Genomic DNA, 22933 nt, shown 5'->3' with positions numbered 1-22933 from the left:
CATGCACATCCTTCACTTTTTACATTATGCTACTACGCCACATCAACTCATGGCAATAAAAAAGCCGCGACCCTTCAGGGAAGGGCCATGGCTCCATTTAACGCTCGATAGTTATTCTTCCTTCTGCAACGTCCCGATACTCTTCTCCTTTATCATTCACTGCGCGAATTTCAATCTGCGCGCCGTCAACGCTTAAGTTATTTGTCGCTGTCCAATATCCCTCATACACGCCTTCTTCAGCTTCTCTCATCATCACTTCTGTTGGCGGTGCACTTCTTGTAAATAACGGAACTCGAATTGAAAATGCTGCCTCTAGTCCAGGCTCCCCTTCAAAGGACACTTTCACGGATTCACCCGCTCGAAGTGTAACATCTTCAGCCGGTTTCACATTGCGTATCGGAGAGGAATCGTCGTCACCACCGTCACCTTCCGCACTATATTCTGCCAGCCTTACCGCGATTTCGTTCTCAACGCTCGTTGGGGAACTGCCCTTATAGTTGTTGAACAGCATGGCAAAGATCAGCTCATGGCCATCTGCATCTGTCACATAACCAGATAGAGAGGACTTAGATGTGAGGCTTCCCGTCTTCGCAGTAACGTTGCCCTCCGCCGCTGTATCTACCATTCTTGTGCGTAGCGTCCCACCAACATAGTGGTCTGGTTCACCTGCGACAGGCAAAGAGTCATAGAAAACCTCGTACCAATCTTCTGTCTGCACATGACTGAGCAGCTGTGTCATCTGTTCTGCCGGAATGGCATTCAGATGAGACATTCCAGAGCCGTCTCTTAGCTGGACAACGTCCATGTCCACGCCCGCTGAATCAAGATATTCTTCAACAACAGCTAATCCAGCATCCCAGCTACCTTCGTCTTCAACGACTTTTCCTAACGTTTTCGTCAAGTGTTCTGAATGATTATTTTGACTGAACTTCATAAAAGGAATCATTAATTGTTCCAACGTCATTGACTGTTTATGCGCCAGTTGTTCGGCATCTTCAGGGGTTTCTCCAAGTACGAGTTCTCCGTGCACTTCAATGTTTTCATCGCCTAAACCGTCGTGGAATAGATTGAGCACAAGCTCCGTCGGTTCCCAAATTGAGACGTATTGTGTAAATGGATTGGCTCCAACAGGAATTGTCCCGTCAAAATGAATGTCATTCGTTCCGTGCGCTCGGTCCCAGCTCGTTAACGCTCGTTCTCCACCTTCTTCAACCGTTGTCATCTGATTATCGATCGTAAAATAATCGGACTCAGGCGTGACACGAATATCTGCCGCATCACCCACTTCCTCTCCTGGATGAACTTCAACATAAATGGAACCGGTGTTGTAGCGATCAAGAGCGAGATCTGAGATGAGGGTAGCATCGGGAGCAACGCTAAGCGCTGATACTTGTGCACCGACATGACCACGTTGATTTGCCCACGATAAATCCAAAGATAATCGCCGATCATCAAAGTAAGAGTCATCAGCGATAATATCGCCGTGAATCTGTTCAATTCCAGCTTCACGTAACGCTTGGGCAAATTGTTCATAATCATCAGGAAGCATCGTCGGATCACCACCCCCTTTTATGTACACATTGCCGTGCAATTCATTTCCTTGTAAATCACCGTCGGTGTATACACCTGTCTCGAATGTGAAGTCCGGACCGAGAACGTCTAGCGCCGTTGCCCCTACAAGTAGCTTTTGTCCTGACGCTGGTGCCAAGCTCGTATGGCTTTGATGGGAAAACAACTCCTCTCCTGTTTCAGCATATTGAACATGAACCCCTGCTAACGCACTATGTAACTGTTCTTCGTCAAGAATGCTCAAGAGGTCTTTTCTGAGTTCAATTTCTGGGCTCACCTCATCCTGGCCGTGTAAATCCGTACCGGAACCTGCCGCTACCGTACCGACAATCATGACGCCGACAAGGGACCATTTGAACGTTTGACTCGCGTTTGCCATACACATTCCCCCTTCAAATTTTCACCATCGTAGCACTAATAGACTGATTATTCTATATTTTAAAGCTGATATAGGCTCTTACTCTATGTAATAAGGAATGATGGCCTTATTCTTATGCGAGAAGAACGAGACCATCTTCCTGAAATTTACAGATTTAAGGGATTAGGCAGATCTTTGCAGAATGGTTTTATACAAGCACCAATCTCACATTGGTGAAATTCAAGAAATAAGGAGCGAGTATCATGAAAAAAGGACGATCTTTGTTCACGTACGGCGTTATCGGAATTGCCGCAATATCAATGCCTGCATCCGCTCTTGGCGGAGAACACGGTACACCGGATGTCCAACAGCTCATCGATCAGATGTCTCCAGAAGAAAAAATCGGACAACTTGTTATGCCTTCTACACATGACAACGATGCACAGATGCCAAATGAAGACACAGAAATGTTGATTCGAGAGTATAAAGCTGGGTCTGTCATTATTTATGGAGACCGGGACGCAGAAACAACAGCAGCATACAATAACCAACTGCAAGAATGGGCATTAGAGACCGAGCAGCAAATTCCTTTGTTCTCCACGGCCGATTTGGAATACGGCACAAACCAGCATGTGACGGACGGAACAGCTTTCCCTAGGCAAATGGGGATCGGGGCGACGAGAGACCTTCAGGCAACTGAAGACATGGCAAGAGTTACCGCCGATGAAATGATTGCCACCGGTTTCAACTGGAACTATTCCCCTTTGGCAGACGTAAATACAAATCCGAATAATCCAGTTATCGGTGTACGCGCCTTTGGAGAAGATACCGAACTCGTTTCAGATATGACTGTTGCCCAAGTGATGGGCTACCAAGACAACGGTGTACTCTCAACACCGAAACACTTTCCCGGTCACGGAGATACGAGCGAAGACTCTCACTATGACCTGCCCGTTGTCACATATGATAGAGAGACGTTAGATAACGTTCATCTACACCATTTGTTGCTGCCATCGATGCCGGTGCAGACTCCATTATGACCTCACATGTCATCATTGAAGCGATCGATCCGGATCTGCCCGCAACCTTGTCGGAAGACGTCTTAACCGGACTGCTTCGTGAAGAGATGGGATTTGACGGACTGATAGTGACCGATGCCATGTCGATGGATGCTATTGATGATCGTTGGGGCGCAGGAGAGGCCGGAGTCATGACCATTAATGCCGGTGCCGACATCGTCATGGCAACAGGTTCGCTCGACCAGCAAATCGAGACATTCGAAACGATGGTTGAAGCTTTAGAATCTGGAGATTTAACAGAAGAACGCGTCGATGAATCTCTAGAGCGCATTCTACAAACGAAAGAAAACTACAACTTAGATGAGCGCCGCTTCGTTGACCCAGAAACCGCAACGGATGTCGTTAACGATGAAGCACATCAACAGCTAGCCAACCGTATGGCTCAAGACTCCATTACGCTTGTGAAAAACGAAGACGTGCTGCCGTTTGATGCCGATGAAGAAGCGAGCACCCTCGTCGTCGGACCGGAAATTTACAATCAATCGTACTACATTGAAGACATCGCCGCAGCTGTAGATGCAAAAAGCAGCGGTAACGTAGAATATATCGTTACATCAAATGATCCAAATGCTGATGAAATTGAAGAAGCAGTCACTTCTACGTCCGAAGCCGATCGTGTAATCGTACCGACGTTCTCTGCCGATGTATTGCCTGAAGGACAGCAAGATTTAGTACTCGCCCTTTCCTCCACAGATGTTCCCGTCGCAACAGTTTCATTAGGGCTGCCCTATGACATCGGGAACTACCCAGATGTGGATGCCCATTTGTCCTCTTACGCCATTGAGCGCTGGGGGTCCCCTGTCCCGGTTTCTTGGGAAGCTGCGTTCATGTGATGTTCGGTGCTGAACCTGGCGGGAAGTTGCCAGTAACGATTGGCGATGACTATGAATTCGGTCACGGCTTAAGTTATGAATCCGATGATTCTGGAGCCATCGAAAACTTACAACCAGCAGAAGACCTCAGCCTTCAAGCAGGTGAGTCAGTGAAGATTTCTTTTGATAGTGAACCTGGAATGGATGCGTCTTTCGCGTTACGTGCACCGCTCTTTAACCCACTCAGTGCACCTACAGAAATGCCGATGACTGAGGTTGAAAACGGCCATTACGTCGGGTATTGGACAGCAACCAACAACTTATCTGTTGCAGGAGCAGAAATTGAAGTCATCATTGCCGATGAATTCGGAAACGTAGAAAGAGACATTGCAGAAGGACGCTTGTTTATTAATCAATAATAGAAAAGGAACACGGGCACAGAGAGTGCCCGTGTTCCTTCCCCATATAAACTGGCTGTTTTACGAAGGTGAGCAAAAAACTTGTTTTACCCTAAAACACCAAACATACCTGTCGTATACAGCACAATCACAACCACGAGCAGAAAAGCGACTTGCGAGAGCGTATGCAAATAACGGTTTTTCTCCGGATCATGTTTCCATTCAAAATAGGCACGAACAACATCAAGTAAGAGAAACGATATAATAAAAATATACATCCAGTTATGGACGAACCAAGGAAGGGGTTCAGGGTTTTCATAAGCATACGCGAGCCCGATAACTATTAAGACGATGAACGTAATCCGTATTCCCCAATCAATGATACTGTGTGTCCGATTGACAGACTTCATGAGAAAATGGCTTCTTTTTTCCACATTCAGCACCTTACGCATAATTAGATTAAAGATGAATAGCAACACTAAAACTCCACTGAGAATTAAAAGTAAGTTCATATCAATCCCCTTCCTGAATGATTAGAATGGCAACTCATCAACCGGTAGCGGCGTAGGCGTATCCTTTCCCCAATCTCTTCGTATAAAGGCGTAGCAAAGGCAATCCTCCAGGGAGCCATCACTATTTTCCCACGCATCTCGAAAGTACCCTTCCTTCACATAGCCACACGCATGAAACGTTTTTCTTATGGCAATGTTCGCCACTTTCGTGTGCCCTTCGATGCGGTACTTTTTTTGTGGCAACTGGAAAATGTAATCGGTTGCCCAATGAAGACACTGTTTACCAAGCCCTTGACCCCGAAAACGTTCAGCTAACCTCATATCGATAAATGGAATGTCATCGTTAATGTCTTCAATAACTAAGAGCCCAACCTTTTCGGTATCATTCTCTATCCAAAACGCCTGATTGTTTCTGTTCATATAAAACGATTGAAACACTTTTCGATACTCCTCGTCTGAGGAAGATACCGAACTATGAAACGGCCAGGTGCTCGCTAAAAGAAATGTGATCACCTCGTTTTCATCTTCTTCGTTATGTATTGGTGTCATCTTCACCTGCTTCATCTCCTTTAATGTCAGTAGATAACTGTGGGTCAACATCCACACTTGGATGGATGCGCTCGATATGCGCGATAAACCCACTCTGATCTTTCGGTGAAACGATGATCGGCATTTGCCATCCCGACCGTTCCAGTTCCAGGCGATCTTTTATACTCGCCGCCGGAGCACTGATTAGGCTACGCGTCGGTCGAATCGCTTGAATTTCTTGAAGGGGAATGGATTTTGCTCGTATAAAAAAACAAAAATAAATGTGTAGCTGGTTATCTGTCAATTTGTAATGAATAATGAAAAAGCCCACAATCAAAAGAATAGTAAACCCGATAATCGCAAACCCCACCGGGTGAGGACTGATGAACAACGGGATGATCGCAGGAATGAGCACGATTATAATAAAGGTATTCATCCCAATCGAATAACTCGTTCGTGTTTTCATGAATTCGATCACCTCCCTAATGAGCGAATACACCCCCTACGACGTCTCTCGAACCGAAGCAATTACTCGTGCCAACACTTCATCGTACTTTAGAAGAATCTCCTTAACAGAAACGACACAAAAGCCAGGGGCCCAACGACAGTAGACAGCTCCACATCATCATAAATGATTCCCAAGCTTACTGCTCGATCTCCGACCTCTTGTTGATTCACGTCGTCATATAACGTATGGATTGCATCTGAAAGTGATCTTTCTAGCGCAAAGCCTCCTGCAAAACTTTCCCACCAATGTTGAAAGCCTCGTTCGGTTAGTCGGTAATGCTCCCCTCCTTTTGCTGAAGGGCAGAACAGGTGGTGCCGAACTCGTTCGTTCATCGTTTCATATAACAATGAATCACTGTTCAAGTCTTCTGCAAGCTGAACAACTGCAGATTTCCAAAGATCCGCAAAACCTTCTTCAAACGGTTCTAGAAAATATGCTCTCGAAAGTTCAACGTATGGAAATCTTCCCTCGCGATTTCCGTATGTATGATGTAAATACGTGTTTTTTAAATAAACGTAATAATTTAATATTTTAGATGCGTCGCTGACGAGCCTCATAATTCCCACTCCTCATGTCTACGATTCAAAAAGAGTCATATTCAAAACAACGACGAAAAAAGCAAGCTCCCCTGCACTGAACATCTCGTCTTCATGAACGTACACCGTCTTCTTAAATCTCAGTTTCTTTGTGTACGATGTGACTACGCTAGCTATACGTTGTTGATGACCAATTCCATAATAACCCCCAAAAACTGAATCATTATAATTTTACCGCAACAAACTTCTTACGTCGAATGCATCTATATAGAATGAACTTAACATTTTCCTAATTGCGCAGTTTGTTGTTGTTTTCCACTGCAGGCGGATACTTGAACTCCAGAGCATAAGAGCAACACGGTTCACGTTTCTGGTCTACTGGTCACGGTGTGGAAAGAAGCTAAATGCCCTATATATTCATTTAAGTGACAATTGAGAAAGAAAAATCACCATTTTAAACGTGGATGCTCACATAAACGGAGTCAACGGTCACAAAACGCGATATATGTGACCGTTGAGGGCTGAAAGTGCACGGTTTGAAAGCTGGATTGTCACATAAGTGACAGGAGATCACACGCTTGCGCCAGGTGGTGACCAGCGGTCACGTCTTTTTACCATTCAGCAAACGTCTTCCGTGTTGCCCACAACCCTTGCAGTAACGAACAACGATCGACTTCGAAGTGAGATGAACTTCAACAGACGATCGGTAGGCGTTTGGCTGTAAAGACCGATCTCGGTCATCGGATTCAGTGAAATTCTTTCGTTCAACTTATCTAGACACCAAAAAGCATGCACTTCTCCGAGTACATGCCAACGTTTATTATTTGATGCGCTTCAGTCCACTCCAAGAAGCGAGCATATGCGCATATACTTTTGTCACTTTCTTCACGCTCTCAAGATCAACCCACTCGTCAATTTCGTGAAAGTTCCCGCCGTCTGGTCCGTAGCAGATGGCATCCATATCATAATACAGATGGAAAAAGCGGGCATCCGTCGTTGAAGGTAGAGACCGGCGCTCTGGATACGTACCTGTGACGGCTTCATGAGAAGCGTCTAGCACTTTGAATAGCGGCGTTTGATCATCACTCACCGTAGCCTCAGCGTGAAACCCGTAAAACTCAACTTCGGGAGGTTGGTCATTGAACCAGTCATCTTTGGCAAATGTTTGTTGGATATATTCACGAAGCTGGTCTTTTCGCTCATTTACCGTCTCATTAGGCAATAATGCTATTCGGCCTTCAATCTTACCTGTCACCGGTTCATTCGATTCAAAATCCCCAACTTCCAGTACGCCGAGATTCATATCAAGAGGGTTATCCTGGTCAGCGAACGCTGGGTGTGTGACAGATTCGCTTAATTGTTTTTCAAAGTTTTTTAAAGCAGCAATGACCTGCTGGCTTTTCTCAATTGCGTTGGCTTGTACGTTGCCATGCTTCGTCTTTTTCACCGTCCGAAACTTCACCCGAAACCACAGACTACCTACTTGCGCAACCGCCGCTTTCATTCCGAACGGTTCTGGAATGAGTGCCCCTTTCGCAGTATAACCTTCATGTAACGCTGCCAACGCCCCATTCCCTGTCCGTTCTTCATCCGGTACAAACTGCAACATCACATTTGATTTCGGCTCAAATCCTGCACGGACGATCGCTCGGTACGCAAAGATCATGGCAGCCAGTCCACCCTTCATGTCAGCCGCTCCTCGACCATACAGCTTCCCATCAGTGACTACAGGTTCGTACGGCGGGCTTGACCATAAACCGACAGGCTCCGGACTCACAACGTCGGTATGCCCTTGTAAAATTAGACTGTTCTTCTCTTGTTCCTCTCCAAAATGTTGACCGATAACGATGTCACTATTTTCATAATCCCATTCAACTGGAGAAAACCCTGGATGGTTTTTGATTTTGTCAATGTTTGGTTGGAAACGATCGACCTTCATGTCGAGTTCTTTCTCGAGATAATTTGCGATCATTTTTTGAGCAGGTTTCTCTTCACCACTGATCGATGGGTAACGGACGAGATCCTTTAAAAATGCAACTTCGTCTTCCCAAGACGCATCGATCTCTTTCTCAATGTGTGTCATTACTTCGTCTGCGATGGTTGCCACAACTGTTCCTCCTTCACACGTATCCATAAATCATTTCCTATAATAAATTCCCGCCAAGTTCATCTAAATAAACTTCCTTTTAAAGGGAAAACTACGTCAGCTTCCGATTATCTATGTATGGTATGTGGAATTCAACTATAAGAGACAGTTGTTAGACGAAGCGCGGAGGGACACCTCGGTATTTCTTCGGCACCGAAGGTGCCGATGGACGCTCGCCCTTGAGGATTATGTGGGTAAACAGATGTGAACTGTATACTCTGTAGTCCTCCTTATTCCTCCTCTATATGTGGCAATCGGCCGCTCAAAAGGGACCATCTAAAGGGCCAACTGCCTCAACTATTTTTATTTGTGACAGTTGGCGAAGTTTGTGTGACAATCCATACGAAGAAAGAACGGTTTCGCTTAATCAAATGCCTCAAAAACTCATATATGTGGCAATTTGACCCTCATCTGTTTCGTTCGAAGCGGTTTGAGCCGCTGTCTCCCTTGTCTTTCGAACGGCGTAATAGCACCGTGGCTGGCATTTGGCCACCGATGTTTCCCTTTAGCACTGGAGCATTAAGAAAACACGGTGGGCGCCCTGCGACCACCGATGTGGCACTTATAGTTTGGACGAAAAGCATTTGCCAACAGGACAATCAGGAACATCTATAGTCCAACGTATATTGATCATAAAAATGCGGTATCCTTTACTGCCACCTAGTCTAAGTTGCCGGTTCGATCTAATACCGATGCCAGCTGTTCGCGTGTGACGAAGTGTTTCGGTCGTTCACCGTTTAACACTTGTTTGTTTTCTGCTTTTTTCCACGCAGCTTGGTGTGCGGATGAGACGGTCGTTGGTGGCTCTTGTTGCATCGCTTTGAAGAGTGTTCCGATTAAGTCCTCATACGGAAGCGTGCCCTCTTCCAACCGCTTCTCCATATCACTCACGCCGTGACGACGTACAAGGTCTCGTATCGCGCGGTTGTTACTTTCAAACAATGTTTTTTGCAAGTCCACGAATCTCCCTCCTATTCTTTTTAATCGATTCATCGTTTCAGGTCCGGGAACACCGTAAAAGGAACCGCCGGGGCTACTAATTCCATGTTTTCGTTGAAATGACTGAACCGCCCGTAACGTCTCATCTCCAAACTGACCATCTGCTCCGCCTGGGAGTGACTCTCCAGCTTTTAACAACAATTCTTGCAACTCGCGAACGTCCCCACCAGACCTCCCATACCAACTATTTCCGCTATTAGATGTACTACTGCCAATTCCGCGGACAAACGTTTGAAAACCTTCTCGCAGTAAGCGAGCCGGACAATTTTTCCCAGTCTCTTGTTGATGTGTCGTAATGTTTGTGATGCCTAATGTCCGTAAGTGGGCAATAAGCGCTCCGGCATTCGCTTTCGTCCTTTGCCAGTTCCCATCGGCGTTTACACATAGTTCAATGCCAACACTGTTCACGTTGCCGCTGCCAGCATGCCAACCCCGCTCGTTAATCGGTAAATGCTGCAGAATTTCAGTATCGTCTACCGTAAAGTGCCAAGACACTGACCTGGTGCGAGCATCTTGCCCGCGAATGTAACGACTATGCATCGCAGCATTTGCCCCGTTTGCGGTATTTGCTGTTTCATGAACGACAATCTTGGTTGGATTTTGTCGAGTGCCAGGGCGATTGGAAGCCGACCTTGGAATTAAATCACTTCTAATGGTCACCATCCACTACACCTCCACACCTTCCAAGTCTCCCTTTTCATGCACGCGATGTTTTTGTTGCATTTGTTGCCAGCCGTGTTGAATTTGCACGCGAATGATTTCATCAGAAACTGGGATTTTGTATTGTTCAATTAACTTTGCAGCATAAGACGTTGCCTCTTCAAACTTCCTCGCCCCCGTCTCACCTGAATATTCCTCTTCCACCCATTCCACCGCACAATGGCTTAATGAAGAGATGATGCTGAGGTTGTCTCGATCCGCGATAATATTGAGCATTCGTTTCACCCGAGGAGTGAAATAGGCCAATACACTTGCCACGAGAACCCCGAGAATGGTTAATACCCAATCTAAAATTGACGCTTGAAGTAGTTCAAGCACACAATCACCTCTTTTGTAAATATGACTCCTTTACACTGTATTTCTTACGTCTTGACTACATACCACCATAACTTATATTAGAAATAACTTTTGGCACACAAAAAGTGGAGGGACAAGGACTATTGAATGCTTATTAATTGAAAATAATGGCATGTTTAAGGTAAAATTGTCTATACTGAGGTGTTTTATGAGTGTATATACGATTGATCATCATAACAAGTTAATACACAAGTCTGTCTCTATGAATGATCTTTGCAGACACAAAATGATGCTGGAACAAAACCATAAATATTCACTCTCTCCGGCACACATTACAGGGCTTGCCCACGTCAAATACATTTTATGCCCGTATTGCAATCGTTAATGAACACAGCTCCCAACGACGAGGAGCTGTGTTTTTTAAGTGTGCACATCTTTTAGAATTTTCGCTGCTCGCCCTTCTAACGGTGAAGGCAGTTGGTCGTATGAGAAATAACCAAGCTCTAGGCTTTCGTCATCATTTATAGCCAAAGTGCCTGACGTATTGTCTGTGAGGTACAATGCAATTACGTTATACACCTCATCACCGTTAGGATACTTATAGTAATAGTCTCTTCCTGATTTTACAGCGACGAGTTGCAACGTCTCTGCGCGCAACCCTGTTTCTTCATACAATTCTCTTTTAGCCGTTTCTTCTAGACTCTCCCCCATTTCCATTGCACCGCCAGGCAAACCCCAATCATTCGAATCAGATCTTTTTTGCATGAGAATTTCTCCTCTACGATTTTTCACAATAACCGTTGCTCCAGTCACAATGAGTGGTTGCTGACCTACTTTTTCACGCAACTGTTTCAAGTAGTTCATATGCTTCGTCCCCTCCATCAATGAGTTTTACGTTTGCCGAGTCGGCATAACGGATATACACGATATTATAGGTGTCAACCTTTACATTTGGGGTGAGTATCTATGTCAGATTCAGAGCGGGCCATGTTCCAACGGGATCTCTACTTCCTTAAAGATGTGAAGAAGAAGATTTATCAACCGGAGTGTCAATTCCGAGACGTTGTCGATGATCAGATCGAACATTTAGAATGGATACTCAAGGAACAAACGCCAAAAGATTAGCGTTGTGGGGTGGTTCATTCATGTGCGCTCCACCCTACATACCTGCCTGTGTTCTGGGTCATGGAGCATACATAATGTGTGCTCTTTTTTTGTGGATTTAAAAGCGGTCAAAAAGGGTAAAGCTTAAGTGGAGGGTAGTTGTTTAATACCTGGATAGGACATAGACGAGTGCTGCCTTCCACTAACGGACTTTAACGATAAGAGACACCCCCTCATACATGTATGAGGGGGTTGATATTGCCACGATTATCACTTTTAGAATTTGCTCATCCACGCTTCAAACGAGTCTAAAAACCGTTTTGTATGTTTTCTTGTTCGCTCATCATCCATTTGCTCGGTTTGTTCGTTCACTTTTTCATGGGCACGGCTGACGAGCATTTTTGGACCAGGCATGACGACGGCGTTCATCGTCAGTAAAGTTTGACGAACTTGCGCTTGAGATTGCGCCGTCCCACCACCGCCAGGGGATGCGCCAGCGACGGCAAATGGCTTATCAATAAGTACCGACGTTTTCGTCGGGCGTGAAGCCCAGTCCAGTGCATTCTTAAGTACGGCCGGTGTGCCGCTGTTATATTCAGGGGTAATGAGAATCACACCATCGGCACCTTGAATGACTTGTTTCATGTGGGTTACGACCTCTGGATCTCCATCGATTTCAATGTCTTGATTGTAAAAAGGCAACTCACCAATAGCAACCTCCTCAACCGACCAATGACTTGGTATTTCCTCTTGTAAAAGCTTCATGAGCTTACGATTGAGAGAATCTTTTCGTAGACTTCCAACAATCATCGTTACTTTTCGACTTGCTTGACTCATCCGAGTAGCCCCTCCCATTATCCTTTAATCTTATTTTACAAAAAACTGATCAGAATGGTCAAAAAATACAAAAAACGCCCCTCACATGGAGAGACGCTTGGACTTAACTTACAGCTGGATCCCATACGTTGTTAATTTCACGTATTACGATGTATAGTAGATTTCCATCGCTATAACTATCATCGATTTCAATGACGATATATTCCTTTGCAACTTCAACGAGTAACCCATCGACCATATTGTTATCAGTCGTCACTTCGATGCGGTTTCCCACCCGCTCTCGCAACTCTTTTCGTAACCACAGTCGGAACATTCTCATACCCCCTTTAGATTTCGTTAATCATTTCGATCTTCCATAGATTCGTGAGCACTTCCCGGTCATCAGCATCGATTTGAACGACATAATCCCCTCGAACAGCCACAACCGTGCCGCTCACGACGCCAAACGGTGTAAATACCTGAACTTGTTTCCCTACTTTTTTATACAGCAACCCTTTAAGTGTTTGCGGTCGAAAGCAAAAACATTTCAATAACCAGCGGATCAATTGAATACCCCCTTTAATCAACTTCTCTTACAGTTAATTCAAAGAATGATATTCTGATTGTAGTACAACCTAATTCTTTGCCCTTTTTTGTAAGAATCAATCATTGCCTATGAAAAAACACCATGATCGAGGGATATGTTCCCCCGATCATGGCGCTCTCATGTTTACATATTTATTTTTGTTCCATCATGGAATAGAATTTCGATTTCAATATATTGCTCGTTAGAATCCAACTGAAATACACGTTCAACTTCGGCTTGAATTTCCTCTCGTGTGCTTCCTTGTTCAATCGCCAGTTCAGGAAGCAAGGACGCTAGCTGATCAAGGGCAGCTTGTCCTTCAAGCTCAATTTGCGGGGTTTGCCTTTCATCTTCAATATCAGCTTCAGGTACACCATCATCATAATCAAAATCGACCTCATACTTGCCAGAAGCTCCACTCGCATCAAGCTCAAAATCTTGAAATGATAATTGGTCATACCACGCTGTACCCTCACCTTGCTCGGTCGGTTGTTGTACCGGAGACGCATTCTCTTGTGTAGAAGGTTCGGAATTCATCGAGACGTTCGCTTCTCCTGAATCTTGACAGCCGGCTACACCCATCAGACAGATCACACCTATCGACAGCAACCCGCTACGCTTCACGCCATTCACCTCGTTGGGATTTTTTTAATGTTCTCTTTGATTCTAGCACAATTGATGAAAGAAAATTATTTATTTTCGTGGAAAGATTCTGTATAATAGTTACATAATTTTTCTTTATTCAGAATACTCGAGGGGGCGCACAATCATGCGATTCATTAAAATAGATTTTTGCACACAATTTCATCGATTTGCGCCAATTAACAGTGATTGTTGTTCTTCTCCTTTCATTTTCGGCGCTTACAATCAGCGCCTTGTATACGTACGTGAAAGCTTTAACGTTGCAGCTATGCTGCAGCGTTTTTTATTTGGACAGAAAGATGTGATGTGTGATGTTAAAAATTCTCGTTCGACTCGCTTGGTTTTTCAACGTCCATAAGTGGCGGTATTTGTTTGCGATTTTCATCCTCATTATTGCAAGCATCTTAGAACTTGTTCCTGCTTTTTTAATCGGTTCAGCCATTGATTTGTTTCAGCGGGGCTCACTTGGGATTGATGAAGCAATTCAACTCACGACTGTACTTATCACCGTTATCGTTCTCGGATATGCACTCAATTACATCTGGATGCGCAGTCTGTTAGGAGGCGCGTATTTGTTAGAACGCACGTTACGCTCACGATTTATGCGCCACCTGTATCTAATGGACCCACCATTTTTTGAGAAAAGATCGACCGGGGATTTGCTCGCACGAGGAACAAACGACATGAAAGCCATCTCCATGACTGCTGGTATTGGCATTTTGACACTTGTGGATGCTGTTATTTTTATGGGGTTAATTCTCGGTGCCATGGTGATCGTCATTGATTGGCGACTCACGCTCGCAGCCGCACTCCCTTTGCCGATCATTGCCATTACCGTAACGATTCTCGGCAAAATGATTCATACGCGCTTCTCAAGTGCCCAAGCTGCTTTTGGAAAACTGAACGACCGGGTCTTGCAGTCGGTAGCAGGTATGCGCGTCATCCGGGCCTTTCGCAAAGAAAAAGCAGACGAGCAACAATTTGAAGCACAAAGTAAAGGCGTCTTTGATCGCTTTGTGCGCGTCGCACGTGTAGAGTCTTTTTTTGATCCGATCGTCAATATCGTCGTTGGGCTCAGTTATGTGATTGGTCTTGGTTATGGTGCGTACCTTGTGTTCCAGCAACAGCTCACACTCGGCCAACTCATCACATTTAATCTGTATTTGGGCATGCTCATTTGGCCGATGTTCGCAATTGGTGAACTCGTAAACATTATGCAACAAGGCAGCGCTTCATATGAACGGGTACACGATACGATGGGTACGAAAAAAAGTGTGCCTGAGCCTCATGCGCCTGTACCTTTGAAGAGCCATGCACCGATCGTATTTCAAGATGTCTGTTTCTCCTATCCGTCTACTTCACAAAACCAGCTTGACCGAATTTCCTTTACCGTGAATCGCGGAGAAACGATCGGAGTCGTTGGTCGAACAGGCAGTGGTAAATCGACACTTGTTAAACAACTGTTAAAGTATTATCCGAGCGGGAGTGGTGAGATGACCATCGGTGGAGTACCGATAAGAGAACTATCACAACAAGACATGCGGTCGTTAATCGGCTACGTCCCACAAGACCATCTGCTATTCTCACTCACTGTACGAGAGAATCTGCTTTTTTCAACTCCCAATGCAACAGATGCCCAAATCAACGACGCCATCCAGTCTGCAGCATTTACGGAAGATGTACGTTTCCTACCAGATGGGCTGGAAACTCGTGTCGGCGAAAATGGCGTGAGCTTATCTGGAGGGCAAAAGCAACGGATTTCAATCGCCCGAGCACTGCTCACCGATCCCGAAATTCTTATCCTTGATGACTCCTTGTCTGCTGTAGATGCCAAAACTGAAGCACAGATCGTCCAAAACATCGCGCAAGAAAGAAAGCATAAAACGACTTTCATTACGGCACATCGCCTGAGTGCTGTAGAACAGGCTGACCTCATCCTCGTGCTAGATGAAGGAAAGATTACAGAACACGGCACACACGAACAATTGATCCAACAAAACGGCTGGTACAAAGCGCAAGCGACAAAACAATCATTGCGAAATCAGGGGTGATGAAAATGACAACAGGCAAGCGGCTCATACGATATGCTTTGAATCAAAAACGAATGATTATTTGGGCGCTCCTCATGTTGACCATTGCCGTCGCTGCGGAATTAGCAGGACCATTCATTGCCAAACACGTCATTGATCGTCATCTGACAGGCATTGAAGATCCGTGGTACGAGTCTGTTGAATTCGGCCATTCTGTAGCATTTGGCGATTCGTATTATACGAGAGATGTTTATTTGCCTGACGGGGCTCCTAGAGATGAAGAAGTACAAATTTTGCAAATCGGTACTCGCTTCTTCTTTACTGAGACCCGCTTCCAACGACAGGGGAAAGAAATTACAATGATGGTACACTGTCAGTTGAGTATAATTACACGACGTATACGAGTGAAGCGACCGAGTTAGGGGCGGCTGATGTACTCGCCTTTTATTCCCCAGAAGTTACTCATATCGTCCGCTGGTTGCTTTTGTATTTAGGGCTTATTGTGTTTGCCTCATTTTTTCAGTACGGGCAAAGCTTTTACTTAAAGAAATCAGCGCACCTCATCGTGAGACAAATGCGAAATGATGTGTTTCAACATCTATCAAAGCTGCCGGTCCGATTTTTTGATCATCATCCTGCTGGGAAAATTGTCGCACGGGTGACGAATGACACCGAAGCTGTACGTGAGTTGTACATGACTGTTCTGGCTACATTCTTTTCTGGCATCGTTTATCTAACGGGAATTTACATCGCTTTATTCATTCTTGATGTGCGACTCGCACTGCTCACGCTCGTGCTTATTCCGTTATTTTATGCTTGGATCCAGTTATACCACCGCTTTGCGGCTGGATTAAATCGGAGAATTCGTGATAAAAATGCGGATATTAATGCGGCCATGAACGAAAATATTCATGGCATGTCGATTATCCAAGCGTTTAATCAAGAATCGAGCTCACAAAAGCAGTTTGAACAGTTCAATGATGAGCATTATCGAGCGCAAACAAAATTATTAAATTTGAATTCACTCACGTCTCATAATCTCACATTCGTTCTGAAAAACATCTTATTTACGGGCTTGATTTGGACGATTAGTGGTGGAGGTGGAGGGATTTTCTCAATTGGGGTTTTGTATGCATTTGTCGATTTGGTCAATCGTCTCTTTGAACCGTTATCACAAATGGTGAGTCAACTTGCCAAACTGGAACAAGCACGCGCCGCTGGGCAACGAGTCTTTGAGCTAATGGATGAACAGGGAGAGGCGCCCAGCGATGACACGATCATCCGACCTAAAGGCGACGTGCAGTTTGATTCTGTTCATTTTTCTTATGAGAAGGAAAAACGAGTACTGAAAGACCTCACCTTTCAAGCGAATGCTGGCCAAACGATTGCGCTTGTCGGACATACCGGCTCTGGGAAAAGTTCAATTATGAATCTATTGTTCCGCTTCTATGACCCAGACGAAGGGACGATCACGATCGACGGCTTGAATACGAAGGATATGAGCGCAGGAGCGTTGCGAGAGCACATGGGAATTGTCCTTCAAGAACCTTACTTGTTTACCGGTACGGTTGCAGAAAATATCTCGTATGGTCGACCGGAAGCTACTAGAGATGAAGTGAAACGCGTCGTGCGTTTGGTCGGTGGCGAAACGATCATTGGACCGATTCTCGACGAACCTGTAACCGAACGTGGAGCCACGCTGTCGAGTGGCGAGCGGCAACTCATCAGCTTTGCTCGTGCGCTTCTCGTTGACCCTGCTATTCTCGTTCTTGATGAAGCGACTTCCAATGTTGATACAGAAACAGAAGCTCATATTCAACAAGGGATGAACGCCTTAAAAAATGGACGCACGACGTTTGTGATTGCCCATCGTCTATCGACGATCATTGATGCAGACCAAATTCTCGTTCTTGACCGAGGTCAGATCGTGGAGCGTGGCACTCACGACGATCTTCTAAAAAGAAACGGCACGTATCGAAGGATGTATGAATTGCAACAAGGGACAGACGCCAGTTGAAACGCCGCTCAGAGCGGGCGTTTCATGTAATCAAATGTTTGTTTAACGTCTATATAAGTTAATCAAATCTTTTAACGCTGCACTCGCGGCGCCTAGCGTACTGGACGCCCCGCCAGATACTGTAATCACTCCCATTTCAACTGTGTGCAACGTAATCGCTTTGTTTGTCCCTCGAATCGCTGCAAGCGGATGATCCGGTGAAAGTGCTTTTGGCTTCACAGTTAATTGCACAGTGTTGTCCTCACGTTTATACGCAGAAGCCACTAAACGAACGACACGATCTTTATCCGTAGAGCCGGCGAGTTGTTCAATGCCTTCCAAGTCTACATCTTGTTTCCTTGCCTTCGCCCCTAAAAGTGCATTCGATAATAGGACAATCTTTGCAGCACTATCCGCACCAGATACGTCAAGCGTAGGATCTGGTTCAGCAATCCCTTGCTCTTTTGCTGTTGCAATTGCTTGTTCATATGAAATGCCTCGCTCTTGCATCTCGGTGAGTACATAATTGCTCGTTCCATTCAACACCCCTTCAAATCCGAGCAATTCTGCCCCAGCCATGCTGTGCTCGCCGATATCAAGCGCTGGCAACGCGGCCGCTGTTGCACCGCTGTATTTAATCTTCAGTCCTTTTTCTGCTGCACTATTCATCAACTCATCGTAATGATGAAGCAGGGCGCCTTTCGAAATGCTCACAACGTGCATCCCCATCTGCAAAGCCTTCTTTATATACGTGTATCCTGGTTCTCCGTGGGATTCATACGTTGGGGTGCAGTCCACTAAAACATCTGCATGTACTTGCCACTCCTTCGTCCACTCAAGATTTTCACCTTTCGCTAGTTGTTCAAGTTTTTCATATCGCAATAGGGTGCGCACATCAAAACCCTCTTCACATACTAGCGCACCGTTTCGCCCGATCAGACCGACGATCTTTACTCGTAACCCGTAATGTACGTTTAGTAATTCACGTTTTTGATCGAGCAATTCAATCCACTGACGCCCAATACGTCCAAACCCAGAAAGGTAAACATTCATAAAAGTAAGCTCCTTTCATACAATCCATGTTTTTAAATTGCGAAGCTAGGGTAAACTATAGAGGAACGATTCAGATGATACAAAGGGGAGCAGACGATGCTAAATGCCACCGAAAAGCTGTTGTTTAGCCGTGAGTTAGAGCGCCTACGCCTAGAAGCCGATGGAGCCCCTAAAGAATATAGTACGTATCGCCATTATTTAACTAAACAAATTGCACTATTAGAAACCGTACTAAACAATGAACTAAAAAGCTAAAAAAAGCATCAGGATCAACACCCTGTTGCTTTTTTTCTGCTCATAATAAAGCGTTAGCCCTTTGTACAACCATTCAAAAAGCAACGATTGACCGCGAACTACTTTTGTTTGAGCACAATGATTAAGAACAAAGCGTAGCTTGCCATTAAGATCATACCGCCTGCAATGAATACGATGAGCGTAACCACAGAACCGATGCTATTATTCAACCACATCCCAAATACAAGACCGATCGTACCAATAATGGCTGTCCACGTGTGAGCCGTTCCAAGCCAGCCTTTGACGGTGAACAGTTGATAGTATACACCCCAACTAAACAGAGATAGCCAACCAACAACGAGCATATGCGCATGAATGGCACTTAGCGCATAACTTCCAGCACCTGCTAAATGACCACCCATAAACACACCGAACAACCCAAAAAAAGCAGACGCAAGCATCAGTGGCTTTACATGTTGTTTCAAAATCGTACCTCCTATTCTTTCCTTAGTGTAGCATGATGACGATCGACCATGCATGTAAGGAGCTCTACCGGTGTTTTCAAAAAAAGTTCTGCAAATCCTTTAGATTTGCAGAACTGACGAGCCATTATGAGAATTGCCTCATGAGTACAGGTGCAATTTGTTTTTTACGAGATACAACCCCTTTTAGCAGAGCGGTATGGTTCTCGATTTTAACGTCAAATGCACGTTCAACCTTTTCGTCCTCACCACCAGCAACCAAAATGGTCGAGTCGTTATTTAAGATGTCAGTAATCACAAACAAGAATAGTTTAAGTCCTTTATCCTTGACGATCACGTCCAACGTATCTTCAATCGCTTGTTTCTGCTCGAGCAATCCGTTCACATCAACCGTGTTCACTTGCGCAATTTCAAGCTTGTGCTCGCCAACCTCGAACTCTTTTGCATCCATCGTAACAAGTTCGTTTATGCTCTTGTCCGTTAAGTCTGCACCTGCTTTAAGCATGTCCAATCCATAAACGTTTGCGTCAACACCAGCAATCTCACTTAATGCTTTTGCAGCTTGAAAATCTTCATCAGTGCACGTAGGCGATTTAAACAATAAAGAGTCGGATATGATCGCACTTAGCATCAACCCTGCCATTTGTTTTGGCACTTCTACATTGTACTCTTTGAAAAGTTTCAAAAGAATCGTCGCTGTACAACCGACGGGCTCCGCTCGATAATACAGCGGGTCCATCGTTTCGAAGTTTGCAATTCGATGATGATCGATCACTTCAGTAATCTTAAACTTCTCTATGTGTTCGATGCTTTGCTGACGCTCGTTATGGTCAACTAAAATCAGCTCTTCGGCTTGTTCTACAATATTGTCATCAACAAGTACCGGTGCATCCACATTAAAATAGGAAAGTGCATGTTCCGTTTCTTTATTCATTTCTCCCAATCGTATCGGAAGAACATCTATGCCACGCTGCTTTTTAAAGTAGGAATAAACAATGGCAGAAGTAATCGAATCAGTATCTGGATTACGGTGACCGGTCACTATGATTTTTGACATTTGACATGCCCTCCTAAAATATCGCTTCTCACAAGTAAAAGAGTAACATTTTTCGCTTACAAACTACAAATTTAATTCGCCATCTCCTCAACTCGACATGAAACAAAAGTCACACTTTTGATGTTTCAATCAAAATAAAGCTGGGTATATAAAAAGCAACGGAGGTGAGGCCATGAATCGTTTCACCCAATTCATTATTGGGCTAAACAGCTTTCTTACACTGTTATTGATTACAGCATTTGTCTTGCTCGCTTTTAATGTGTACGATATCTTTTTACAAATTGAAATGTGGCCTAACTCAGAGCAATGGTTTTGGGTTCTCATCGGAATCCTGGCGTTTATGGCTCTAGTGAGCTTCATCCTGTTTGTAGCAAGCTTTCGAACCGGTGAGTCTTCTTCTCCTCGATCTCGAGGCAATCTTGATGTACGAACACCGACGGGTACTTTATCGATCTCAAAACAAACAATTGATTCGACGATTTATCGAATCGTCAAGAGTTTTGAAGGGATTCGAACCGTGCAAGTGAAGTCGTTCATCGATAGTGAAGAAGAAAAGATTGATATAGAAATTAGCTATGCCGTTTTCGGTAAAGAACCGGTTCAGCAGATGGCGGACCGCATTCAAAGAACCGTAAAAGAAGACGTAGAGCAATTTCTTGAAGTTGCTGTCGACAATATTAAAGTAAATGTTAAAGAGCCCGATTCTGACCAAACACAGCGTGAACGCGTAGTATAAGGAGGGAGGGAATATGGAGAATACAGAAGTATTTGCTCGTTATCGTGGAAGAATTATTGGTATTCTAGCGGCGATATTGTTCAGTGTCCTCTTTTTCTATGCTAGCGTATCTGTCGCAATTACAGTATTCATCTTTCTATTTGTCGGCTACATACTCGGAAAGTGGGTCGATGGTGACCTTAATGTTGCCGGGTATATTAATGCACTTTTCCAAAGAAGGCGTTAATACATTTTGATTCTATATAAAGGAGAGGTTAAACATGGCACAATCACAAGCAGCTAAAGCAGAAAGAACTGAACCAAAGAAAGAAAGCGTAAAAGCAGAAGAAGAACGTCAAGAGGAATTGGAGCAAGTAGATCGCTTCAAACTTACGTTTGACGACGAAGTCGTAAAAAAAGTGACGGCCATCGCAACGAGACAAACAGAAGGTATCCTCGGTATGAGTGGGAGTATTTTCCAAGGTTTAACAGAACGCTTTGGCGGCACTGAAAATATCTCTAAAGGCATCTCAGCAGAAGTTGGAGAAAAGCAAGTCGCACTTGATATTGAAGTCATCATCGAGTACGGTAAAAGCATTCCGAACATCTACGATACCGTCAAGACAAACGTAAGTGACGCCATCCATGAAATGACAGGTCTTGAAGTAGTTGAGTTCAACATGCACGTAGAAGACGTTTTAACACGAAAAGAATATGAAGAGAAAGAAAGCCGTGGAACTTCACAATCACCAAATACTGATCGCGTAGAGTAGTACCTTTCCTTTAAAGGGGCATAACTCCCCTTTACTTACATCATTTAGCCCTAGGCCGTTAATTACGGCCTAGGGCTAAATTTTTTTGCATATCACACACTCCTACCCTTATTAATCACTACCCAATCCCATTGCAGACCACCTGAAGCCATAGATATAACCGGCAATAAATTTCATTTAGTCGTTTGACCATTAGTTCGTCTTATCTTGGGAAGAACCCCTCATGCTTCATCTAATGGTTTTCTGTACAGCAAGAAACCACCGACTTGCACTGTTCTTATTCAAGTACATCTTTATGATAGGTCGGCTCACTTGCCAATCGAACCTATCTCCAACGATACTTTATGCTTATCGGTACGTTACCCATTGTCCGACTAATGAACAGCTTTGGGGTCGATGTTAGGTGGTCTATGGGGGGACTCCGGCACAGACGGGACCATGTGATCGTCGTAATCCCTAACGCATTGGGATAATTTTCTCCCATCCGGGAGCTGATGTGGCTAAAATCGCCCCATAAATCCATTAATGAGGCGATTTCCGGTTTCTATGGGTTGATTTGCACCAACGAAACGCGGCACAGAAGACAAACCTTCCCATAGGAGAGCTATGGGCAAGTTTCGCACCGCGCCCGGCCTCGGTGCGTGGGCTATGGAGGGATTTGGACGATCTTCCCCCGCGATTCAATGCCAAATCCATCGTAAGCGTAGTCATGGGGGGATTTCGCGTTCTTATGTGGGGATTTGGACAGAGAACGGCCCGAGCGCACCTCACTATTCCCACATAGACGTTTTTACGAGGGGATTCGCATATGGGATGAACTTCAATTTTCCTGTGATCGCGTGTTTTGCTTCCAAAGCGCTTGGATTGGAACCAGAATCCCCCTTCGATGCCCTTTTTCCTTCATTCTGCTTCCAATCCATGGACGTCTGCTTCCAAACAGGCGTTTATGGAACCAGATCGAGCGTTTTACAGAGAATGCACGA

At 44.8% G+C, this 22933-nt stretch carries 26 protein-coding genes and 1 pseudogene; 11 read left to right on the top strand and 16 right to left on the bottom strand.

Annotation, left to right across the window (positions count from 1 at the left end; translation table 11 throughout):
- Nucleotides 1-97: 97 nt before the first annotated feature.
- Nucleotides 98-1948: a D-alanyl-D-alanine carboxypeptidase/D-alanyl-D-alanine-endopeptidase gene (gene dacB, locus JCM19039_RS08605; RefSeq protein WP_052398632.1), complete on the bottom strand. Its 1851-nt coding sequence runs from the start codon at nt 1946-1948 to the stop codon at nt 98-100.
- A 242-nt stretch (nt 1949-2190) separates the two neighbouring features.
- Here dacB and JCM19039_RS25350 point away from each other — a divergent pair.
- Together JCM19039_RS25350 and JCM19039_RS21850 are read left to right on the top strand one after the other, a co-directional pair.
- Nucleotides 2191-3839: pseudogene (locus JCM19039_RS25350) on the top strand (glycoside hydrolase family 3 protein).
- Nucleotides 3836-4237: a hypothetical protein gene (locus JCM19039_RS21850; protein ID WP_052398629.1), complete on the top strand. Its 402-nt coding sequence runs from the start codon at nt 3836-3838 to the stop codon at nt 4235-4237. The pseudogene JCM19039_RS25350 and the gene JCM19039_RS21850 overlap by 4 nt, the downstream one beginning before the upstream one ends.
- 86 nt (nt 4238-4323) lie before the next feature.
- Here the strand turns inward: JCM19039_RS21850 and JCM19039_RS08595 are convergent, their stop codons facing one another.
- The 4 genes from JCM19039_RS08595 to JCM19039_RS08580 form a co-directional block, all read right to left on the bottom strand.
- On the bottom strand, nt 4324-4728 hold the full coding sequence (locus tag JCM19039_RS08595; RefSeq protein ID WP_042426042.1) for a DUF4181 domain-containing protein: 405 nt from the start codon (nt 4726-4728) through the stop codon (nt 4324-4326).
- Nucleotides 4729-4749: 21 nt separating this feature from the next.
- Nucleotides 4750-5277: a GNAT family N-acetyltransferase gene (locus JCM19039_RS08590; RefSeq protein ID WP_238544989.1), complete on the bottom strand. Its 528-nt coding sequence runs from the start codon at nt 5275-5277 to the stop codon at nt 4750-4752.
- Nucleotides 5261-5722, bottom strand: coding sequence for a PH domain-containing protein (locus JCM19039_RS08585; protein WP_042426036.1), 462 nt, complete (start codon nt 5720-5722; stop codon nt 5261-5263). Before JCM19039_RS08585 ends, JCM19039_RS08590 begins: the two co-directional genes overlap by 17 nt.
- Nucleotides 5723-5811: 89 nt before the next feature.
- Nucleotides 5812-6321 carry a hypothetical protein gene (locus JCM19039_RS08580; RefSeq protein WP_042426033.1) on the bottom strand — a complete coding sequence of 170 codons (510 nt, stop codon included), beginning with the start codon at nt 6319-6321 and terminating at the stop codon, nt 5812-5814.
- A 538-nt stretch (nt 6322-6859) separates the two neighbouring features.
- Here JCM19039_RS08580 and JCM19039_RS24320 point away from each other — a divergent pair.
- Nucleotides 6860-7024 (top strand): hypothetical protein, encoded by a 165-nt coding sequence (locus tag JCM19039_RS24320; RefSeq protein WP_193744183.1) that lies wholly within the window; start codon nt 6860-6862, stop codon nt 7022-7024.
- Nucleotides 7025-7120: 96 nt separating this feature from the next.
- On the opposite strand, the gene JCM19039_RS08575 is transcribed toward JCM19039_RS24320, so the two are convergent.
- The 4 genes from JCM19039_RS08575 to JCM19039_RS08560 all read right to left on the bottom strand — a co-directional run bounded on the left by JCM19039_RS08575 (nt 7121) and on the right by JCM19039_RS08560 (nt 11326).
- Entirely contained in the window at nt 7121-8407 is a 1287-nt protein-coding gene (locus JCM19039_RS08575; protein WP_052398627.1) for an ArgE/DapE family deacylase, read from the bottom strand.
- Between the two features lie 699 nt (nt 8408-9106).
- A complete protein-coding gene (locus JCM19039_RS21845) occupies nt 9107-10108 on the bottom strand; it encodes an N-acetylmuramoyl-L-alanine amidase (protein WP_052398626.1) in 1002 nt (333 codons plus the stop codon).
- A 3-nt stretch (nt 10109-10111) separates the two neighbouring features.
- On the bottom strand, nt 10112-10483 hold the full coding sequence (locus JCM19039_RS08565) for a phage holin (protein WP_042426031.1): 372 nt from the start codon (nt 10481-10483) through the stop codon (nt 10112-10114).
- A 399-nt stretch (nt 10484-10882) separates the two neighbouring features.
- On the bottom strand, nt 10883-11326 hold the full coding sequence (locus JCM19039_RS08560; protein WP_042426028.1) for an NUDIX hydrolase: 444 nt from the start codon (nt 11324-11326) through the stop codon (nt 10883-10885).
- 102 nt (nt 11327-11428) lie between these two features.
- On the opposite strand from JCM19039_RS08560, the gene JCM19039_RS24315 reads away from it, so the two are divergent.
- Nucleotides 11429-11587 (top strand): hypothetical protein, encoded by a 159-nt coding sequence (locus JCM19039_RS24315; protein WP_193744182.1) that lies wholly within the window; start codon nt 11429-11431, stop codon nt 11585-11587.
- Between the two features lie 255 nt (nt 11588-11842).
- On the opposite strand, the gene JCM19039_RS08555 is transcribed toward JCM19039_RS24315, so the two are convergent.
- From JCM19039_RS08555 to JCM19039_RS08540, 4 genes are all read right to left on the bottom strand, one after another.
- Nucleotides 11843-12403, bottom strand: coding sequence for an NADPH-dependent FMN reductase (locus JCM19039_RS08555; RefSeq protein WP_042426025.1), 561 nt, complete (start codon nt 12401-12403; stop codon nt 11843-11845).
- A 103-nt stretch (nt 12404-12506) separates the two neighbouring features.
- On the bottom strand, nt 12507-12716 hold the full coding sequence (locus JCM19039_RS08550; protein WP_042426022.1) for a DUF2642 domain-containing protein: 210 nt from the start codon (nt 12714-12716) through the stop codon (nt 12507-12509).
- 13 nt (nt 12717-12729) lie between these two features.
- Nucleotides 12730-12948, bottom strand: a complete 219-nt coding sequence (locus tag JCM19039_RS08545; RefSeq protein WP_042426019.1) for a hypothetical protein — start codon at nt 12946-12948, stop codon at nt 12730-12732.
- 164 nt (nt 12949-13112) lie between these two features.
- Nucleotides 13113-13592, bottom strand: a complete 480-nt coding sequence (locus JCM19039_RS08540; protein ID WP_152550141.1) for a YusW family protein — start codon at nt 13590-13592, stop codon at nt 13113-13115.
- Nucleotides 13593-13921: 329 nt separating this feature from the next.
- Here JCM19039_RS08540 and JCM19039_RS08535 point away from each other — a divergent pair, with 329 nt between their 5' ends.
- From JCM19039_RS08535 to JCM19039_RS08530, 3 genes are all read left to right on the top strand, one after another.
- On the top strand, nt 13922-15661 hold the full coding sequence (locus JCM19039_RS08535) for an ABC transporter ATP-binding protein (RefSeq protein WP_042426014.1): 1740 nt from the start codon (nt 13922-13924) through the stop codon (nt 15659-15661).
- 5 nt (nt 15662-15666) lie between these two features.
- Entirely contained in the window at nt 15667-16062 is a 396-nt protein-coding gene (locus JCM19039_RS27250) for a hypothetical protein (RefSeq protein ID WP_307190209.1), read from the top strand.
- A gap of 62 nt (nt 16063-16124) precedes the next feature.
- Nucleotides 16125-17657 carry an ABC transporter ATP-binding protein gene (locus tag JCM19039_RS08530; protein WP_307190208.1) on the top strand — a complete coding sequence of 511 codons (1533 nt, stop codon included), beginning with the start codon at nt 16125-16127 and terminating at the stop codon, nt 17655-17657.
- 42 nt (nt 17658-17699) lie between these two features.
- Here the strand turns inward: JCM19039_RS08530 and JCM19039_RS08525 are convergent, their stop codons facing one another.
- Entirely contained in the window at nt 17700-18689 is a 990-nt protein-coding gene (locus JCM19039_RS08525) for a homoserine dehydrogenase (protein WP_042426011.1), read from the bottom strand.
- A gap of 96 nt (nt 18690-18785) precedes the next feature.
- Here JCM19039_RS08525 and JCM19039_RS24310 point away from each other — a divergent pair, with 96 nt between their 5' ends.
- On the top strand, nt 18786-18944 hold the full coding sequence (locus tag JCM19039_RS24310) for a hypothetical protein (protein WP_193744181.1): 159 nt from the start codon (nt 18786-18788) through the stop codon (nt 18942-18944).
- Nucleotides 18945-19042: 98 nt separating this feature from the next.
- Here JCM19039_RS24310 and JCM19039_RS08520 read toward each other — a convergent pair whose 3' ends face one another.
- Both JCM19039_RS08520 and JCM19039_RS08515 read right to left on the bottom strand, forming a co-directional pair.
- The gene (locus JCM19039_RS08520; RefSeq protein WP_238544976.1) at nt 19043-19408 is read right to left on the bottom strand and encodes a hypothetical protein; all 366 of its coding nucleotides are present in this window, start codon (nt 19406-19408) and stop codon (nt 19043-19045) included.
- A gap of 124 nt (nt 19409-19532) precedes the next feature.
- Nucleotides 19533-20462 (bottom strand): manganese-dependent inorganic pyrophosphatase, encoded by a 930-nt coding sequence (locus JCM19039_RS08515; RefSeq protein WP_042426008.1) that lies wholly within the window; start codon nt 20460-20462, stop codon nt 19533-19535.
- A 172-nt stretch (nt 20463-20634) separates the two neighbouring features.
- Between JCM19039_RS08515 and amaP the strand changes: the two genes are divergently transcribed.
- The 3 genes from amaP to JCM19039_RS08500 are packed head-to-tail and all read left to right on the top strand — an operon-like array spanning nt 20635 to nt 21950.
- Complete coding sequence (gene amaP / locus JCM19039_RS08510) at nt 20635-21198, top strand: alkaline shock response membrane anchor protein AmaP (RefSeq protein WP_042404398.1); 564 nt, start codon at nt 20635-20637, stop codon at nt 21196-21198.
- 13 nt (nt 21199-21211) lie between these two features.
- Complete coding sequence (locus JCM19039_RS08505; RefSeq protein ID WP_042404396.1) at nt 21212-21424, top strand: DUF2273 domain-containing protein; 213 nt, start codon at nt 21212-21214, stop codon at nt 21422-21424.
- A 34-nt stretch (nt 21425-21458) separates the two neighbouring features.
- Entirely contained in the window at nt 21459-21950 is a 492-nt protein-coding gene (locus JCM19039_RS08500; RefSeq protein ID WP_081834413.1) for an Asp23/Gls24 family envelope stress response protein, read from the top strand.
- The last annotated feature ends 983 nt before the right edge of the window (nt 21951-22933 follow it).

This window comes from Geomicrobium sp. JCM 19039, assembly GCF_000698145.1.
In the GTDB taxonomy this organism is placed as follows: domain Bacteria; phylum Bacillota; class Bacilli; order Bacillales; family Marinococcaceae; genus Geomicrobium_A.
This window is presented reverse-complemented; position numbering and strand designations above follow the sequence as displayed.

Bases quoted from the DNA above. Each gene is read 5' to 3' on its own strand.
- dacB (WP_052398632.1), bottom strand. From the start codon at position 1,948: ATGGCAAACGCGAGTCAAACGTTCAAATGGTCCCTTGTCGGCGTCATG.
- JCM19039_RS08595 (WP_042426042.1), bottom strand. From the start codon at position 4,728: ATGAACTTACTTTTAATTCTCAGTGGAGTTTTAGTGTTGCTATTCATC.
- JCM19039_RS08590 (WP_238544989.1), bottom strand. From the start codon at position 5,277: ATGACACCAATACATAACGAAGAAGATGAAAACGAGGTGATCACATTT.
- JCM19039_RS08585 (WP_042426036.1), bottom strand. From the start codon at position 5,722: ATGAAAACACGAACGAGTTATTCGATTGGGATGAATACCTTTATTATA.
- JCM19039_RS08580 (WP_042426033.1), bottom strand. From the start codon at position 6,321: ATGAGGCTCGTCAGCGACGCATCTAAAATATTAAATTATTACGTTTAT.
- JCM19039_RS21845 (WP_052398626.1), bottom strand. From the start codon at position 10,108: ATGGTGACCATTAGAAGTGATTTAATTCCAAGGTCGGCTTCCAATCGC.
- JCM19039_RS08560 (WP_042426028.1), bottom strand. From the start codon at position 11,326: ATGAACTACTTGAAACAGTTGCGTGAAAAAGTAGGTCAGCAACCACTC.
- JCM19039_RS24315 (WP_193744182.1), top strand. From the start codon at position 11,429: ATGTCAGATTCAGAGCGGGCCATGTTCCAACGGGATCTCTACTTCCTT.
- JCM19039_RS08555 (WP_042426025.1), bottom strand. From the start codon at position 12,403: ATGAGTCAAGCAAGTCGAAAAGTAACGATGATTGTTGGAAGTCTACGA.
- JCM19039_RS08550 (WP_042426022.1), bottom strand. From the start codon at position 12,716: ATGTTCCGACTGTGGTTACGAAAAGAGTTGCGAGAGCGGGTGGGAAAC.
- JCM19039_RS08535 (WP_042426014.1), top strand. From the start codon at position 13,922: ATGTTAAAAATTCTCGTTCGACTCGCTTGGTTTTTCAACGTCCATAAG.
- JCM19039_RS27250 (WP_307190209.1), top strand. From the start codon at position 15,667: ATGACAACAGGCAAGCGGCTCATACGATATGCTTTGAATCAAAAACGA.
- JCM19039_RS08525 (WP_042426011.1), bottom strand. From the start codon at position 18,689: ATGAATGTTTACCTTTCTGGGTTTGGACGTATTGGGCGTCAGTGGATT.
- JCM19039_RS24310 (WP_193744181.1), top strand. From the start codon at position 18,786: ATGCTAAATGCCACCGAAAAGCTGTTGTTTAGCCGTGAGTTAGAGCGC.
- JCM19039_RS08515 (WP_042426008.1), bottom strand. From the start codon at position 20,462: ATGTCAAAAATCATAGTGACCGGTCACCGTAATCCAGATACTGATTCG.
- amaP (WP_042404398.1), top strand. From the start codon at position 20,635: ATGAATCGTTTCACCCAATTCATTATTGGGCTAAACAGCTTTCTTACA.
- JCM19039_RS08505 (WP_042404396.1), top strand. From the start codon at position 21,212: ATGGAGAATACAGAAGTATTTGCTCGTTATCGTGGAAGAATTATTGGT.
- JCM19039_RS08500 (WP_081834413.1), top strand. From the start codon at position 21,459: ATGGCACAATCACAAGCAGCTAAAGCAGAAAGAACTGAACCAAAGAAA.